This window comes from Shewanella ulleungensis, assembly GCF_014648315.1.
GTDB classification, from domain to species: domain Bacteria; phylum Pseudomonadota; class Gammaproteobacteria; order Enterobacterales; family Shewanellaceae; genus Shewanella; species Shewanella ulleungensis.
The window spans coordinates 175,994-191,855 of the sequence record NZ_BMQW01000005.1; the positions used below are offsets into that span (position 1 = coordinate 175,994).

Annotated in this window: 16 protein-coding genes; 9 read left to right on the forward strand and 7 right to left on the reverse strand. The window is 40.5% G+C overall.

All coding sequences use genetic code 11. The features are described 5' to 3' along the window. Window positions 1-50 precede the first annotated feature (50 nt). Window positions 51-329, forward strand: a complete 279-nt coding sequence (locus IEY40_RS11575; protein ID WP_188956300.1) for a peptidylprolyl isomerase — start codon at window positions 51-53, stop codon at window positions 327-329. A gap of 102 nt (window positions 330-431) precedes the next feature. Here IEY40_RS11575 and IEY40_RS11580 read toward each other — a convergent pair whose 3' ends face one another. Further along, window positions 432-1,169, reverse strand: a complete 738-nt coding sequence (locus IEY40_RS11580) for an arginine N-succinyltransferase (protein WP_188956302.1) — start codon at window positions 1,167-1,169, stop codon at window positions 432-434. Window positions 1,170-1,411: 242 nt separating this feature from the next. On the opposite strand from IEY40_RS11580, the gene IEY40_RS11585 reads away from it, so the two are divergent. Then, on the forward strand, window positions 1,412-2,980 hold the full coding sequence (locus tag IEY40_RS11585) for a S41 family peptidase (protein ID WP_188956304.1): 1,569 nt from the start codon (window positions 1,412-1,414) through the stop codon (window positions 2,978-2,980). Next, window positions 2,980-3,369, forward strand: coding sequence for a hypothetical protein (locus IEY40_RS11590; protein ID WP_188956306.1), 390 nt, complete (start codon window positions 2,980-2,982; stop codon window positions 3,367-3,369). Before IEY40_RS11585 ends, IEY40_RS11590 begins: the two co-directional genes overlap by 1 nt. Window positions 3,370-3,472: 103 nt before the next feature. Here IEY40_RS11590 and IEY40_RS11595 read toward each other — a convergent pair whose 3' ends face one another. Next, a complete protein-coding gene (locus IEY40_RS11595; protein ID WP_188956308.1) occupies window positions 3,473-4,225 on the reverse strand; it encodes a hypothetical protein in 753 nt (250 codons plus the stop codon). Between the two features lie 414 nt (window positions 4,226-4,639). On the opposite strand from IEY40_RS11595, the gene IEY40_RS11600 reads away from it, so the two are divergent. Further along, window positions 4,640-4,891, forward strand: coding sequence for a DUF2999 family protein (locus IEY40_RS11600; RefSeq protein WP_188956310.1), 252 nt, complete (start codon window positions 4,640-4,642; stop codon window positions 4,889-4,891). 75 nt (window positions 4,892-4,966) lie between these two features. Here IEY40_RS11600 and IEY40_RS11605 read toward each other — a convergent pair whose 3' ends face one another. Then, window positions 4,967-5,980 carry a hypothetical protein gene (locus IEY40_RS11605; protein WP_188956311.1) on the reverse strand — a complete coding sequence of 338 codons (1,014 nt, stop codon included), beginning with the start codon at window positions 5,978-5,980 and terminating at the stop codon, window positions 4,967-4,969. 1 nt (window position 5,981) lies between these two features. Next, window positions 5,982-8,198, reverse strand: coding sequence for a PGAP1-like alpha/beta domain-containing protein (locus tag IEY40_RS11610; protein ID WP_229777083.1), 2,217 nt, complete (start codon window positions 8,196-8,198; stop codon window positions 5,982-5,984). A gap of 415 nt (window positions 8,199-8,613) precedes the next feature. Between IEY40_RS11610 and IEY40_RS11615 the strand changes: the two genes are divergently transcribed. Further along, window positions 8,614-8,946, forward strand: coding sequence for a hypothetical protein (locus tag IEY40_RS11615; RefSeq protein WP_188956313.1), 333 nt, complete (start codon window positions 8,614-8,616; stop codon window positions 8,944-8,946). Window positions 8,947-9,106: 160 nt separating this feature from the next. Here IEY40_RS11615 and IEY40_RS11620 read toward each other — a convergent pair whose 3' ends face one another. Next, a complete protein-coding gene (locus IEY40_RS11620; protein ID WP_188956316.1) occupies window positions 9,107-9,628 on the reverse strand; it encodes a DUF1993 domain-containing protein in 522 nt (173 codons plus the stop codon). 151 nt (window positions 9,629-9,779) lie between these two features. After that, entirely contained in the window at window positions 9,780-10,295 is a 516-nt protein-coding gene (locus tag IEY40_RS11625) for a hypothetical protein (RefSeq protein WP_188956318.1), read from the reverse strand. 304 nt (window positions 10,296-10,599) lie between these two features. Between IEY40_RS11625 and IEY40_RS11630 the strand changes: the two genes are divergently transcribed. Then, window positions 10,600-11,259, forward strand: coding sequence for a cold shock domain-containing protein (locus IEY40_RS11630; RefSeq protein WP_188956320.1), 660 nt, complete (start codon window positions 10,600-10,602; stop codon window positions 11,257-11,259). 17 nt (window positions 11,260-11,276) lie between these two features. Here the strand turns inward: IEY40_RS11630 and IEY40_RS11635 are convergent, their stop codons facing one another. Then, the gene (locus tag IEY40_RS11635; RefSeq protein ID WP_188956321.1) at window positions 11,277-12,284 is read right to left on the reverse strand and encodes an AraC family transcriptional regulator; all 1,008 of its coding nucleotides are present in this window, start codon (window positions 12,282-12,284) and stop codon (window positions 11,277-11,279) included. Between the two features lie 187 nt (window positions 12,285-12,471). Between IEY40_RS11635 and IEY40_RS11640 the strand changes: the two genes are divergently transcribed. From IEY40_RS11640 to IEY40_RS11650, 3 genes are read left to right on the forward strand one after another with little or no spacing between them, the layout of a single operon-like run. Further along, on the forward strand, window positions 12,472-13,938 hold the full coding sequence (locus IEY40_RS11640) for a flavin-containing monooxygenase (RefSeq protein WP_188956323.1): 1,467 nt from the start codon (window positions 12,472-12,474) through the stop codon (window positions 13,936-13,938). A 26-nt stretch (window positions 13,939-13,964) separates the two neighbouring features. Then, on the forward strand, window positions 13,965-14,735 hold the full coding sequence (locus IEY40_RS11645) for an SDR family oxidoreductase (RefSeq protein WP_188956325.1): 771 nt from the start codon (window positions 13,965-13,967) through the stop codon (window positions 14,733-14,735). Between the two features lie 43 nt (window positions 14,736-14,778). Next, the gene (locus IEY40_RS11650) at window positions 14,779-15,786 is read left to right on the forward strand and encodes an alpha/beta hydrolase (RefSeq protein ID WP_188956327.1); all 1,008 of its coding nucleotides are present in this window, start codon (window positions 14,779-14,781) and stop codon (window positions 15,784-15,786) included. Window positions 15,787-15,862 lie beyond the last annotated feature (76 nt).

Genomic DNA, 15,862 nt, shown 5'->3' on the forward strand with positions numbered 1-15,862 from the left:
ATAACCACGACATTTTTTATCTCTAGTTTACCCCCAATACAGGCATCAACATGGCTAAAACGGCAGCAGCGTTACATATTTTAGTGAAACACCAAACTCAAGCTGAAGACCTGATTAAACAACTAAATAAAGGTGCTAAGTTTGATGTGTTAGCCAAAAAACACTCGAGTTGTCCTTCCGCTAAAAATGGTGGCAATTTGGGTGAGTTTAAAAAAGGTCAAATGGTGCCGCAATTCGATAAAGTGTGTTTTAACGGCGAGCTAATTACCCCGCATTTGGTTAAAACCAAATTTGGCTGGCATGTGGTCAAAGTGCTTTATCGCACTTAATGTCTATAAAAAACACTGCATTGATTGCAAGTAAAAGTAGGCGAAGAGACAGTGTGCTGCAGGTAACTGGACACTGTCATCAAGACTTATCGGTTTAAATATTTACTCACGCAATTTGATGTACAGCTCGCCATCCCGAATCTGGATATCTTCAACACCATCAGCAAAGGTGTTCCAAAAACCTCTATCGCCAAACTCACTCACCAAATTAACGTTTTTCATATTACCTAGCCATGCATTGGGGATCGGTACTCCCATCAAACTCACACCAACTAGCGCGACAACTGGACGACGATTAGCATCTAAGCGGATATCTAGGCCGGTATTTACCCGTAAAATTTCACCCGCCATGATAGGAAAGTCTTTTGGGATAGGGATCAGCATGGTCGCACTAGCCAAGTTATTTGAAAAATCAATCGCTACGCGCTGGGCAAAATCAGGGTTGCGGCCAATCATTGAGTTGACTTCTTTTTCGCTAAAACTCACTTGACGATCTGCATCAAACTCTTGGTATGCCTGCGGTGTTAACTCTCCTGCAGCATTATACTGAGTATTTTTGTTACTCGATGAATGGGCCGAATCTGTAGAAGAAGATGCTGAAGATGTCCTAGAGTCAACTTGCCAACCTAGCTGAGTTAATTTTTGGTCCAGCTTTTGTGCTTCTTTTACGTTTAACGTCACAGGCGTCAAAGGGGATGGAAAAATATAAGTACGGATAATAAAAAACGTCAAGCCTGCAGTGACTAACACAGTGACTAATATAATCAGTAAAAGTTTAACACCCGATGCGCCAGTTTGTTTATAACGTGAGGTTAACAGGTAATTGGGTGATGCCAGCATTAGCTATCCTTATCTTATTTGTTTGAGCCATGGTACTTCCCTGCGAGGTTAAACAGCAAATAAAACACAACTTTAGTGGCACAGACCAAGAATGTACATTTTCACCTACACCAGTATAAGCCGCTATGGTAGTTAACAATTATGTAAAATTTGAGTTACAAATAACACGATTTATAATAAAATCCTTAATAGAAAGTAGGTAAATCAACTTACTTATTTGAGTAAAATAAAGGATTATTTGAATGCAGTTAATCTCTCGCAGCACCTTAGCGCCCTTCATTATTGGCACGAGCCTTTTACTTACAGCGTGTGGAGGCGGAGGCTCATCAAGTAATGATGATAACACCTCAGGTACAGCCGCACCGCAATGGGTCTCAGGGACATTTGCTAATTATTCCAGCCTAGCCAATCAATGCAGCGCACCATTAACCCAAAAACTGTGGTTACGTTCTTGGAGTAATGACACCTACCTTTGGTATGACGAAATCGTCGATCGCGATCCAGCACCTTATAGCGTTGCCGAATATTTTGACCTACTGAAAACCAATGAGCTATCGGACACTGGGAGTCTAAAAGATAACTTCCACTTTTCGATGTCGACCGAAGAGTGGGAACTGCTTAATGGTTCTGGTGCCTCTGTAGGCTATGGTATGGAATTGAGCTTACGTCAGGCATCTGCTGGCGTGAGTAGACAAGTCACTGTGGCTTATAATGAGCCCAATACTCCAGCGAGTAATGCGGGTGTAAGTCGTGGAGCGATTATCGTTTCTGTAGATGGTGTCAATGTCGCTAATGCCAGTGATAGCGACAGCATTGATACCCTTAATGCCGGTTTATTTCCTAGCGATAGCGGTAAACAAACGGTATTTGTGGTGCGAGATTTAAATGCCCAAACCGATCGCAGCGTTACGCTAACGGCTGCAACAGTGGTATCAACTCCTGTACAAAATACTAAAACAATTACGACTGACAGTGGCAAAGTGGGCTATTTACAATTTAACTCACATATCGCAACAGCTGAAAAAGGCTTATATGATGCGATGACCACCCTAAGCAACGCACAAGTTGATGATTTAGTATTAGATATTCGTTACAACGGTGGTGGACTACTGGCAATTGCGAGTCAGTTGGCTTACATGGTTGCGGGTGACACAGCGACAGCAAACCGTGTGTTTGAACGCACCAGCTTTAACGACAAATATCCAACCATTGATCCGGTCACTCGTGACACATTAACACCAATGCCGTTTATCCCTGAATCACTTGGGTTTAATACGTCATTACTCAGAAGCGGCGTATCGTTACCTACATTAAATCTTAAACGTGTATTTGTATTAACGACACCTGGTACCTGTTCGGCCAGTGAAGCATTAATGAATGCATTGCGTGGTATTGATGTTGAAGTGATTCAATTAGGCGATACGACTTGTGGTAAACCATATGGCTTTTATCCAACAGGTAACTGTGACACAACCTACTTTACTATTCAGTTTAAAGGCGTGAATGATAAAGGATTTGGTGAGTATTCAGACGGTTTTGTGCCATCAACAAATCCAACCGTAGACAGTGAAGTTCCTGGATGTATGTTAGCAGACGATCTTGGACATGCATTAGGCGATACAGATGAAACACTATTAAGTGCGGCATTATATTATCGAGATAACAACAGCTGCCCAGCAGCGGCAACGGCAATCGCCCGCGCACCAGTTAAAAATACTTTTGTTGACCCAGGCTTTATGCTGCAAGACGTCCGTAATCAGAATGTATTGTTAAACAATCGCATTTTAACGCCACAGGCTTCGGAGCAATAATGCTAAAACCACTCATAGGACTTATTGGTATTACACTTATAAGCGGTTGCGTGGCGACAGCAAGCGAGGTTAACGCCTCGCCTCAAGCTGCGACAATAACCAATCCAAGTGAGCAAACCCACGTTGAGTTGCAGCAAGTCATTGCACACTTATTAGGTGCCAGTAGTGTGCTTATTAGCGACAGTGCCTTTACACAATACAGCCAAGAGGTGATTGAGCGTGCACAACACAAAGATGCCAACGGGTTATTGATAATGGGCCGCAGTAACGAAATACCTGATGCGGTTCAATTATTAAAACAAGGTGATAGCTGCCTATTGCAACATGTGCAAAGCGGTAATACTGCAAAATTAACGCAAGTACGTTGCAAGTTTGAAAGTGTGCAGTAGCGCTAACTTGAGTGTTTTGATATGGCTGAGTCTATTGCCATAAGCGAATAAAAAATTAGGCCAGAGCATAATTAACAATATGATCTGGCCTTTTTATTACCTGTTAACTCATTGCACTATAAAGCCAAATCCCGCCTTTTATCATGATGGAAAACCCAACTCCCATCACAAATAAATAGCTAAATATAAAACCAACGGCACCGTTTGAGCCTTTTGTAGCGTCAGGACCATCTAAGCTAATAATGAGGTTACTGATACCAAACAAGATAAAAAAATTAATGACGATACTTAATAAAAAATAGTCACCTAACAAAGGCATCACACCACCGGCAACTGAAGCAAAAAATAGTAGAAAATCACCTAGCTTCTCTTTGAGAGGATATTTTTTCTCTAATACAGAAATAAAAAATACCGCTAACATTAGTCCTAAATAATACAGTGAACTGGTTAAAGCGGAGAGGATCCCTTGCGATGCGGTAATGGTATTCGGGTCTGCTACCGCGGAAGCATCTGTTACGCTTGAGTCTGGAAAAAAACTGGCTATCCAATGACCAATACCAAAGATAATCAACCAAGCAAGCATAAATGAAACAAGCCCACCGTAATCAATCGGATGACTGGCTTTACGATCGACTATCATTGCCAATAATACGCCTATCAAAACCACACCAGCCAACAAACTGAGTGCATACCAGTATTGGTCTAAATAAAAGAAGGCAAAACTAGGAGATATGACTAAAAAAGATTGATTAAACTCATTATCTTTAGTGGTTACGCCAGTATCTTTATAAAAAGCGAAATATACTACAAGGGGTTGGAACAGCACGAGTACAGTGCAGAGGGTTTCAATATCCATATAAACGTCCGTAAAAAATCCATGTAAAAGTGGTATTAAATCAACAAAACAACACGCTAAAACGAGAACAGTATAAACACTAAAGTTGTAAATTCAATCGTTTATCGAATGGTGTAATGTATAAACGACACTCAGAGCAATATTGCTCGGAAGCTCACTAGAGTCAAAACCTACTGGATCGATTTTTAAGGTCTGCGGATCTTTCAAGTTTTTTGCTGCCAATTGTTGGCCATTACTCACATATACAACTGCGAGGCAGAGACTTTGAGGTGAAGTTATTCTACATAATAAATCGATAACATCGTAAAAATGGCCAACAAACGTTGTCCGATTATGCAATCGCTATCTTGCCCTCAACAGGCAAAAACATGATAAAATCTCACCCTACTCACTTTAACCAAACAAGGTAACGCAATGAATCCTATTATTGCCATCTTAAAAGAACACAATGTCACAGACGCTCAAATTAATGAGTTGTTTCAAACATTGACTGAAAATCCATTTGCCGCAATGGCAACAATTGGCCAATTAGGTATTCCTGCGGACAAACTTCAGCAATTGATGGGCATGGTGATGCAAAACCCAGCATTAATCAAAGAAGCCGTTGTAGAACTTGGCTTAGATTTCTCGAAAGTTGAAGCAGCAAAAGCGCAATTGCAGCAGTAGTTTCCATGCTCGTGGCTCAATAGAGATAAAACGGCCAGAATCTAAGATTCTGGCCGTTTTTTGTTAAGTCGAATTTTAGCGATTTGAATAAACGTTTTGAATTGTTTCTTTTATTTTATCACTAGAGAAATCATAACTGTTCAATTCTTTCTCTATAGCTCTGTATACTGATGGGCTTCTGCTCGCAGCAGAATAAAAAAGCTCGCCTACTAATGAATCAGCACTAGACGGTTGAGTTGCACTCCACTGAATTAATGCTGCAGTTGCTTCATACTGCCCCATATTGGCCAATGTTGTTAACGAAACTTGGCTGATTTCACTATTTGGTTCTCGTGTATTAATGATGTTTTGTAACTTGGGAACAAGCTTTTCTTGAGTAATGAATTGCATACTATTCATTACAATAACAGACTTATTAGAAGCTGCATCAATTTGATTTATAATAAAATCAAAACTTGATTCAGATGCATTCGTAGCTATTGCATTGGCAATATCCGGCAGAAAAATATTATCACTATTCATGTTACTGAAAGTAGACTGAAACAAATTCATATGGGTATCAGTACGGGCTATTTTTTGTATCGATTTTTTCGCTGAATAGATTGCATTAGAATCTAATATCCGTTCACTTTCAAGATTGCTAAGTAGCAAGGATACAGATTCAGCACTATTTACCGATGCCAGTAAACTCAATAAATACTCTTGATTTCTAGAGGTTAAATTATCATCTGGTTGCTGTAATAATTGACTTACCTCTAAATAAACATCTGAGTTAGACCTTTGCTTTAATGAGTAAATAAGCTGTTTTTCAAGAGAAACATCTACTTTCCCATCACTTAAAAGCGTCTTTATTTCACTCCACATAACAAGCGTTTGCTCAGGAGATACCGTGTTAATGACCCCAGAAGATGTTGATTTAACGTCCATACCTGTTTTGGTGTTAACTAATGAATTAACAGGTTCACTAACTGATTTATCCTTATTGCTTTGTGCAGGTACAATATTTGGGTCTTGGTCACTTGTATCAGAAACGACATAAGTGGTAACAGATGTAATAACAATCATGATTATGAGTAACTGCTTTTTCATATTACTGCTCCCAACCAATCTGTACACGAACTGATTCAAAAACCGAGTATAAATCACTCACTTGTTGAGTCTGTTCTGTATGGATTACATTGTATGCCGTACTAGAAAAAGATAAATCAACATTTCGAGCAAAAGGAGTCAATAACTCACTAATTTGCTGGCTATAAGCAGGCACAATTCCATCACCTACAAAACTAGCTCTTGTTTGGCCATTCTCAATATAACGAAGAGTACTAGGATGTGGATGATCGCCGACAAACCATGCGCCATAATCATAAAGGTCATAATCATTACCTAATCCAACATCTTCAGCTAAAATACCAAAGTTTGTACCGCGATAACTCAATTGGCCAATAACAATATTATCCAGTGCGAGGAGATTATCATTTAGCGCCTTTATCTCTGTTGATTCTGGCGATAAAAAGTCGATGCTAGGCACTAGCAAGTCCATTTCCTTTTTGCCAATTGGAATGCCAAAAAAAGTTCTATCTCCAGCTAACAGCTCTATAACTTCCCAACTATCTTCGCAAACACTATTATCCTGCCTATAAGTAGTTTTAGGCGTGCAATTATCATCCATATATTTATAAAAACGTCCCAGAGGCGAACCTTGATGAGGAGTACCAGTAGTAATTAAACTTTTAACGTATTCTTTATATTGTGAATCTGAGTTTTGCAAATAAGCTCTAGCTGCTAATCCGCCACGACTGTGGCCAAGTAAAATAATTTCAGTATCTACACCTAATTCAGTCACAATCTGAGTGACCGCATATTCCACTTCTTCACCTAACACATTAAAACGGGAAAAGTCACCATTGCATCCGCCTACTACAATACATGTTTTACCATCCAAACCAACTGTAGCCAGGTTACTGTCTCGATCATAACCGCCAAAATCAAGCCTAAAACAATATTCGCCTTTACTATTAACCTGCGGTAACTCGGTTAACTCATCATCGAGACTCAACGTAGAACATGAACCGGCAAAAAAACTATCATCACTAACTAGATGGCTCCAAGTATCAGCACTTGACGCTAGGCCATGTAATAGCAGGCTCACTTTACTAACCACTATTTCATCTAAGATAGCTTCTAAGCGGTAACCAGAGTCCTCCCTTGCGACAACAGCAATAAAATGTTGCTGACCTTGCTTAAGCCGCTGAAGACATTTTTCTGTGTTTGTAAAACTATTGTTAGAGCGGCAATCATAATCAAACTTGGTAGGAATAGAACCTTGTTTTACATATAAATCTACATCTCCAGTTAACTGCGACAAATTAATATTTAATAAAATATTATCGGGCGTTGTCAGTTCAAAATAATGCCATTGTCCTGCAAGTAACACTTCAGTTTTAGATTGACCAAGAATTAACTCGCCTGGATTAGCTTTAGTATGACGGTCGACAATATAAGGATAATTATCCTGTTCATTCGGAATCCCATCACCATCAATATCACCATCTTCACTATCAGCAACACTATCGTTGTCAGTATCTAATTCAATTACATTAAGCGAATTTCTAACTGTCGTTTTAAAGCTATTAACATCACTCTGAATGTTGGCATATTTAGTGACTTCAGCAGAAATATTTAGCGGATTAAGTGTTACTTGGACTAATGCTGATGGTGTTGTAGGGAAAATATTTAATCTTACTAAATCTGCAGCAATTAATGTCATGCGCTCATTATTGGTAGCAATGAAATCACTGAGTAAATCAGTTTGTGATATTTGTAACTCATTTGATACTTGTATGATTGCAGATTCTAATGATAATCCTGATTTCATTTTGATATATACAAGAGTGGAAAATGGTGTCACGACCCTCTCACCTGCTGGTGCCGCTAGGGTAAAATGATTCGTAATCAATCTATTTAACCCTTTATCAAAAGTAATAGCTGGTTTTGCCTCCACAATTACAGGGAAATTTGTAGCAATAAAAGTATCTGGAATACTTAAAACGGCTTCTCCATTTTCATGTGTTTGAGATGTAGGATTAGTTGAAGAATAATTTCCTGAATTATTTACATCTAACCATGCTGTGGCATTTTCTAAATAACCATCAATGGCAACAATAGTGTAATTGCTGTAGGTTACTGGGGAAGTTATTGGGGGTGTTTCATCAGGTGTATCAGAAGAAGATCCGCCGCCACAAGCTGATAAAATAAAAATAAACATTGATGATAAAATCAACACTGTCATCCGTTGACATACAAACATAAAGCATCCATTCCTTAAATAAAACATATAAAACAATAGCTAATACTTAAATATTAACATAGAAAAAACATGATGTTAATTATTTGGATGTTAACTAATTTAAATTAAACATTTTTTATTACCCTCACTCGCCTTCAAAAGCCGTTAGCCAAGTTTTGAGTAATTGGTTTAATGCTGGCACCTCGTTGGCGGATAAACTGGCAACGAGTTTGTGCTGCACTATCGAGGCAAAGGCAGACTAAACCGTTGCCGAATCATATAATCAATATTGTCATAGCCTTAACTTTACTTTGAGTAAGCTTTTATATATTCTGTCGCGGATTTTATAAGGAATACGATTGGCGTAAACATTAATGTTGTTAGGTAAAACTAGCTCGAGTTAATCTGTTTCGCTTTCATTAACAAGGATGTCAGGATGTTAGGGTTACTCATTTTAGCGCTGCTTACCGTAGTACCGGTAAGAATTGGTGCTCAGTTATTTGATGCAGACAATAAAGGGCTTGGATATTGCCTGTTAGCTGTGGTTATCGGCACCACTTTAGCCACTGCGTGCACTGCACTTATTGGTGGATTAACAGGACTGATATTGGCATATTTTTTGGTGTCTATTGTCTACTGTAAAATTTTCTTACTGTCTTTTGGTAGCGCATTATTCTTTACGCTTGCGGTATTTTTGATTCAAGTTGGTTTGACACAAGCACTAACTGATTTAGGGATATTCATCCTCAATAGTCGCTTTTCTGTGTAGCATCATGCCTATTACCCATTGCAGTAAACATATTTTTAAGACAAAAATAGGATAAATAACATGTCATTTGACACTATTTATCCTATTCGTTTTCACAATGATTACTGCATTATGTACTGCATGCGTTCAATAATCTGCTCAAATTAATAACCGCTACAACTTACTTAACCGGCACTTTATAAGGCATAGCACCTAAATAGTCTTTCTTGCCAACCTCTACGCCGTTGTGACGTAAAATGGCGTAAGCCGTGGTGATATGAAAATAGATATTCGGAACTGCATGCTCAATGGCAAATTCATACCCGGTTAAGTATTTACCTTCCCAACGAGGTTGCGACACATGTACCTTATCGGCATGGCTAAAATCAGCCTCACTAAAACCGTCAAGATATGTCAGCACTGATGCAATACGCTGACGCAATTCTGCTAATGTCGTTTCACTATCATCGTGCTTAGGCACTGTGTCCATGTTTCCGGTTAAACGAGCTACACCCACTTTTGCCGTATCGCAAGCAATCTGCACTTGGCGAATAAGGTTAAACTGATCAGGCGCTAGGCGAGAATTTAATAACACAGCCATGTCGACTTTTTTCAGTGCAGCAAAGACTTCTGCTTTATCAAGAATATGGTTTAAATTATTCAACATTTTGCTGAATTGCACTACAGTCAGATCGTAAAGCATGAAAAATCCCTCAATGAAGCTGCAAAAACTGCAGCGTGTAAGTAGTAACTAGTTAGTAATGACGAATCAATATTAACGTGCTTGATTGCAACAAGATGAACCTATTTCCATACTCATGCAACACAATAGTCCGCCTGTATATCTTGAATATTTACAGTAATGCCCGTAACGCATTAAGCGCATCAACCGAGAAGCCCTGATCATAAAAGTAAATCACTTTACCCTGTGCATCTAATAACACAACGCGAGCATTATTGGGTTTTTCATTACCAGTAAAAGCTTGGACTTGCTCACCATCTTGATACACAGTCACCACTCCCTTCCAAAACGGTTTAGGAATGCCAGATCGCATGCCATTATTAATGACAGTGCTAAACATCCGTGGAAATACCCCCTGAATAGTCGGCACTTCGTACACTGCCACCTGAGTTTGGGTCATGTCGAGTCCAATCAACCAACGGTCAATATCAAACTGAGAATCTTGTTTGTAACCAATTAACAGTAATGATGCTGTCCCTTGTAAATCGTCCGGCAATGTCATCGCTTGCTGCTCAAGGGTTTCCCCCGATACAGAAGGAAAAGCCTGTCCTGTAATCACCTGATTAGGGTAATGCGTGCTACAGGCACTGAGAAGTAATATGGCAGTAATTATCATTAAAAAACGCATGGTGAAGTCCTTTGATAGCAATAACGATTACTTATATACGCTGACAAGCAGTAAAAAGATTGTAGTACCCAAATTCAGTTTAGAAGTATGAGCTTCAACACACTAATTATTATGACTCAAATTAAACTGTACCTCATATTATGATGACGATATCGAATTACCGATAACCAGTAACGCTTTTGCCTAAGTCTATCGACTACCGCATGGCTCGAACAATTAACTTACATCCTTTAACGTTTACGATTATATTACTGATTTAAATTATAATTTTTATCTACACTACCTCGATTAGGAAAATATCGCCATGGAAAGAGGCACGTTAGTTCGTTGGAACGATGAAAAAGGCTTTGGTTTTATCAAACCAGAAACGGGTAATGATCAAGACGTCTTTATTCATATCTCAGCGCTAAAGCACATGGCCAGGAAGCCCAAGGTTGGCGATGAGATTGTATTCCATCGAGAAAACCAGCCTGACGGAAAAGTCAAAGCCATAAAAGCCAGCATTGAAGGTGTTGCCGTTGTTGCGAATACCCTGAATGCGACAACTCACACCGCCGCACACAACCGCCATTCTCACCAGCACGCTAATAAAGACCATAACCACAGTACCAGTAGCCCACTACTCGGCCGTATGTTCATGATTATTATTTTTCTTGGTGTCGGGATTTTCGGCTATAAACAGTATGAGAAAATGACTGAGATCCCGATACCACAACCAGAGACAACTCGAGAAGTCTTTCAAGAGGTCAAGCCAGAGGAGTCATACACACCAGTTTGGCGAACCAAAGAGCCTAATTCAACACAACAAAATTTTCGTTGTGAACCAGGTAAAACACATTGCAGCCATATGCGCTCATGTGCCGAAGCTAAGTTCTATTTAAAGAACTGCCCAAACACTAAAATGGATGGTGACAGAAATGGAAAAGGGGACGGTATTCCATGCGAAAGACAGTTCTGTAATTAACGTTTAAGGATTTACGATTAACGCAGCTTATGTATTTGTTTACGATACTGGCTTGGGGTCATATTTTTACAGCGTTTAAAGCTGTGACTAAAATTGGCTCCATTGCTGTAACCAAGCCTTTCGGCGATTTCATCTAGGTGCATTGGTGTTAATAGTAAGGCCTCTGCAATACCCACCCGCACATTGTCCCGTACTTGACGCCAACTGGTTTGTTCCAGCTTGAGTTGCCGATGCAAAGTGCGAGTCGTTCGAGCTAAATGCTGGGCGATATCTTCCATTGATGCTGTTAAGCCTAGATGCACTAAGGTGTCTTTTACCAATTTGGCGACGGGTTTCCAGTTTTGTTTTTGCTGTAATAATTGGCTGCATTGCGCTTCGCACAGTCTGGCTGTGGCTTCATTGGCTTTGGTTAACGGCAAATCGAGCAGAGGTGCTAAATGAGCAAAGCCATTGTAATCAGCATTAAATCGAATATTAACCCCGAGTTTTTGTTCAATATCCGCTATTGGTAAGTTCGTGGGCGGAGCGGAGGTAAACTGCATAGTGATGGGTAAATCGTTTTGTTCAAATACCTCGCGTTGGATCATCGCCGCACCAACCATGTCTCTTATCAACACCAGTTCGCCCAACTCGCCCGGTACGTCACAGAAAAACGTCAGCGCAATATCATCATTTAGCTGGCTTAAGGTGATTTGCGAAAAAACATAGGTTAAATCTAAATAACGTAAGCCCAGTTCAATCGCTTTTCTGGCGGTACTGCTGGCTAAAAGAGCGTAACCCATGATGCCATAACTGGTTAAATGGTATCGACTGCCTAAGGCTACGCCAACGGTAAAGGGAGACGATGTATGCTGCATCAGGTTATTTAACACTTGTAATTCTTGCGTATCCTCAACCAGTTGTTCGTGATCGTTTAATTGCGTCCCCGTCAACCCAGAGCCCTTAAGTAATTCGCTCTCTTCAATACCCAGCTCAATGCCGTAGGCCACAATAATTTGCACACTGGTAATGCTGCGAAATGTCATTAGTTACGATCACGATGTCTTAAAATCACAAATATACGTCCATTTTAAGCGTAGATCAATTAAGCGTAATTTCCTATGCTGGGTAATCTAAAACAATTTATTAACAATGTTTGCATGCTCATACAAATAAGATATGAGCATGCTGAATAATAAAAGAAATCGCGATAATGATAATAATTGAGGCCCTATGACTCAAACAAAACGCAACCCGTCGGTGGTGATTATTGGTGCAGGTATGACAGGCATCTTAATGACCATTAAACTGCGTCAGGCAGGCATTACCGACATTGTTGTCCTAGAGAAAAAAGAGTCTGTCGGCGGTACCTGGCGAGAAAACACCTACCCAGGCGCGGCTTGCGATGTACCCGCGCACATGTATACCTATTCGTTTGAACCTAACCCAAACTGGAGCCGTTTTTTTGCCCGCGGACCAGAGATAAAACAATACTTTGAGCACGTGGTCGATAAATACGATGTCGCGCGTGATATACGTTTTAATGAAGCGGTAACCGACGCCCACTATAGTGATGGAAAATGGACCGTTAAAACAAACAAAGGGCAAACTTACATCGCCGATTTTGTTGTGTGTGCCACTGGCATTTTACATCATCCACAATTTCCCACTATTGCTGGGCTAGATGATTTTAAAGGCGCTAAGTTTCATACCGCGCAATGGGATCATAGCGTCGAGATATCAGCCAATACTCGTGTTGGGGTAATTGGTACAGGCTCTACTGCGGCGCAAGCGATACCAGAACTCATTAATACTGGTGCTGACGTGTCGGTATTTCAACGTACACCGCAATGGTTAATGCATCTGCCCGATTATGCGTTTTCAACCACCATGCGAAAACTCATGACCCGTTATCCCATTATCACCAAAATTCATCGCAATACCGGCAAATTCATTTTAGAGCATTTTTTTACCAAAGCCGTGACAGGCCAGTTTATCCAAAAACATCTGTTGAGCTTTTTATGTAAGGCTAACCTACGATTAAGCATTAAAGACAAAGGCTTACGGGAAAAGCTCCGCCCTCATTATCAAGTCGGCTGTAAGCGTGTCATTATCAACAGCACATTCTATAAAGGCATTCAAAAGCCCAACGCACATTTGATCACCGAAGGCATTGAGCGCATTACCGAAACCGGCATTATCACCAAAGATGGCAACCACCACGAACTGGACGTGTTAGTGTTATCGACCGGATTTAATGCGTTTAACTTTATGCGTCCAATGAACTTAGTCGGCCGCAATAATGTACATATCGATAAAGCCTGGGCGCATAAAATCAAAGCCTACCGCTCAATGCTTCTTAGCGACTATCCAAACTTCTTTTTAATGCTTGGGCCCAATACTCCCATTGGTAACTTTTCGGTTATCGCCATGAGTGAAGTGCAAACAGAATACGTGATCAAATTAATTGATAAATGGCGTGCACATGAATTTGATGAGTTTGAAGCCAAACCACAAGCCATTGATGACTTTACTGCTTATGTCAGAGAGGGTTTAAAAGGCACAAGCTGGGTGGGTGGCTGCCAAAGTTGGTATTTAGACGTCGATGGCGACCCTATTTTATGGCCATACACCTGGCAGCGTTGGGTTGATGAAATGAAAGAGCCGCAAATGGAGCATATCAATACCACCACGTTTTAATTAACTTGCGTAAGGCTAACGAGTGTATGAATACAAACACAATATTGATTACAGGCGCAGCGTCTGGGATAGGATTAGCAGCGGCTAAACACTTCCACTCTTTAGGCTACGTGGTTGGCATGGCAGACATTAATTTAGTCTTATTAAACCAGGTCACTCAACAATGGGATAATACTCGATTGAGGTTATTTCAACTTGACGTCTGTGATTTTGCGCAAGTAAAACAGGTTGTGATGACATTTTGCTCTGAGCATAACAACAGCTTAACCGTACTACTCAATAACGCTGGCATCCTAGAGATTGGCGCGTTTGAAGCCGTTTCGATTGAACAACATCAACGCACCCTTAATATTAATGTTAACGGGGTAATGAATTTATGCCATGCGGCCAGGCCTTATTTAAAAAACCATAGCAACAGCACTGTAATTAATATGTCCTCAGCCAGCAGTGATTACGGCGTGCCAGAACTGGCAAGTTATTCCGCCAGTAAGTTTGCAGTAAAAGCACTGACTGAAGCGCTCGAGCTAGAGTGGAAAAAGTATGGTATTAGCGTATGCGACGTCATGCCGCCCTTTGTGGCAACTAATATGCTTACATCACAACAAAATAGCGCCAAAGTGCTGCATCGCCTTGGGGTGAATATCACCGTTCAAGATGTGGTCGCAGTTATAGACAAGCAAGTTAGGCGCCCAAAAACACATCGAACCGTCAGCGTGTTTTATGGGGTATTACACCGCCTAAGTAACGTATCACCAGCATTTATTAATCGGTTAATGATGAAATGGTTAAGCCGATAATCCCTTTCAAGCGGATAAAATACACATCAAAAAGGCGATAAAAATGGACAACAATAATAAGCCTCAACCGTCACCTGACAACACAAAACCACATTCAACTAAACTCGAATCATCGCAGTTAAGCGCCGCAAAAATGTTGTCATTACTGCCTTTATATAAACTCCCCCTTGTCTTGTTTAGGGTTATCTATGCCGCAATGGATAAGCTGGTTGGGCTCAATAAAATTGTCATGGATAAAGTGATAGATTTATCCATTCCAATCAGCACAGATCTTGGCGGCACAAATACTATTAAACTGCGGATCTATCACCCCTGCCGCAGTATTCCCAAAAAGACCTTAGTGTATTTTCATGGTGGCGGTTGCGTGATTGGCAGCATTAACACTCATGACCGTTTTTGCCGGTTTTTGGCTAAGCACGGCAACATGAATATCATCTCGGTAGGTTATCGTTTAGCTCCTGAGCATAAATTCCCTAGCGCCATTTGTGATGCTATCGAAGCCTGGAATTACATTAACGACAATCATCAGCAGCTCAATATTAATCCAGATTATATTGGTGTTGGCGGCGACAGTGCGGGTGCGTATTTGGCCTGCATTATTGGCTTGCCGTCATTACAAATATCGCTACCTGTGCAAGTCAAAGCAGAGCCGGCATTTCAATTTCTCATTTATCCCATGGTCGATTTACAAGGACTCACCGAGTCTTACCGTTGTTTCAATAACCAGTTATTGCTAACACGCGATTTAATGGATTTTTTTAGAGACCACTATGTCAATTCACTCGACGAAGTCACCCTGCCCTTAGTCAGCCCACTTCAAGCCGCTGATATAAGCCAATCGCCTAGCACTTACTTATTAACACTTGGGTTTGACCCTTTAAGAGATGATGGTATTGCCTATGCTAATCGATTAAAACATGCCGGCGTTAACATCCACCACGAGCACTATGATGATTGCATGCACGGATTTATCTCCATCACCACACTCAGCAAGCGTGCCAAACAGGCTTGTCACAGTATTGCCGCAGCATTGAAGCGCTTTAATGATTAAAATTAAATAGTGTGCTCGTTTACTCCTGTATTCTAATGAGTAAGTAGAGCAACTTATGCTAAAATTCGCCCTCAGC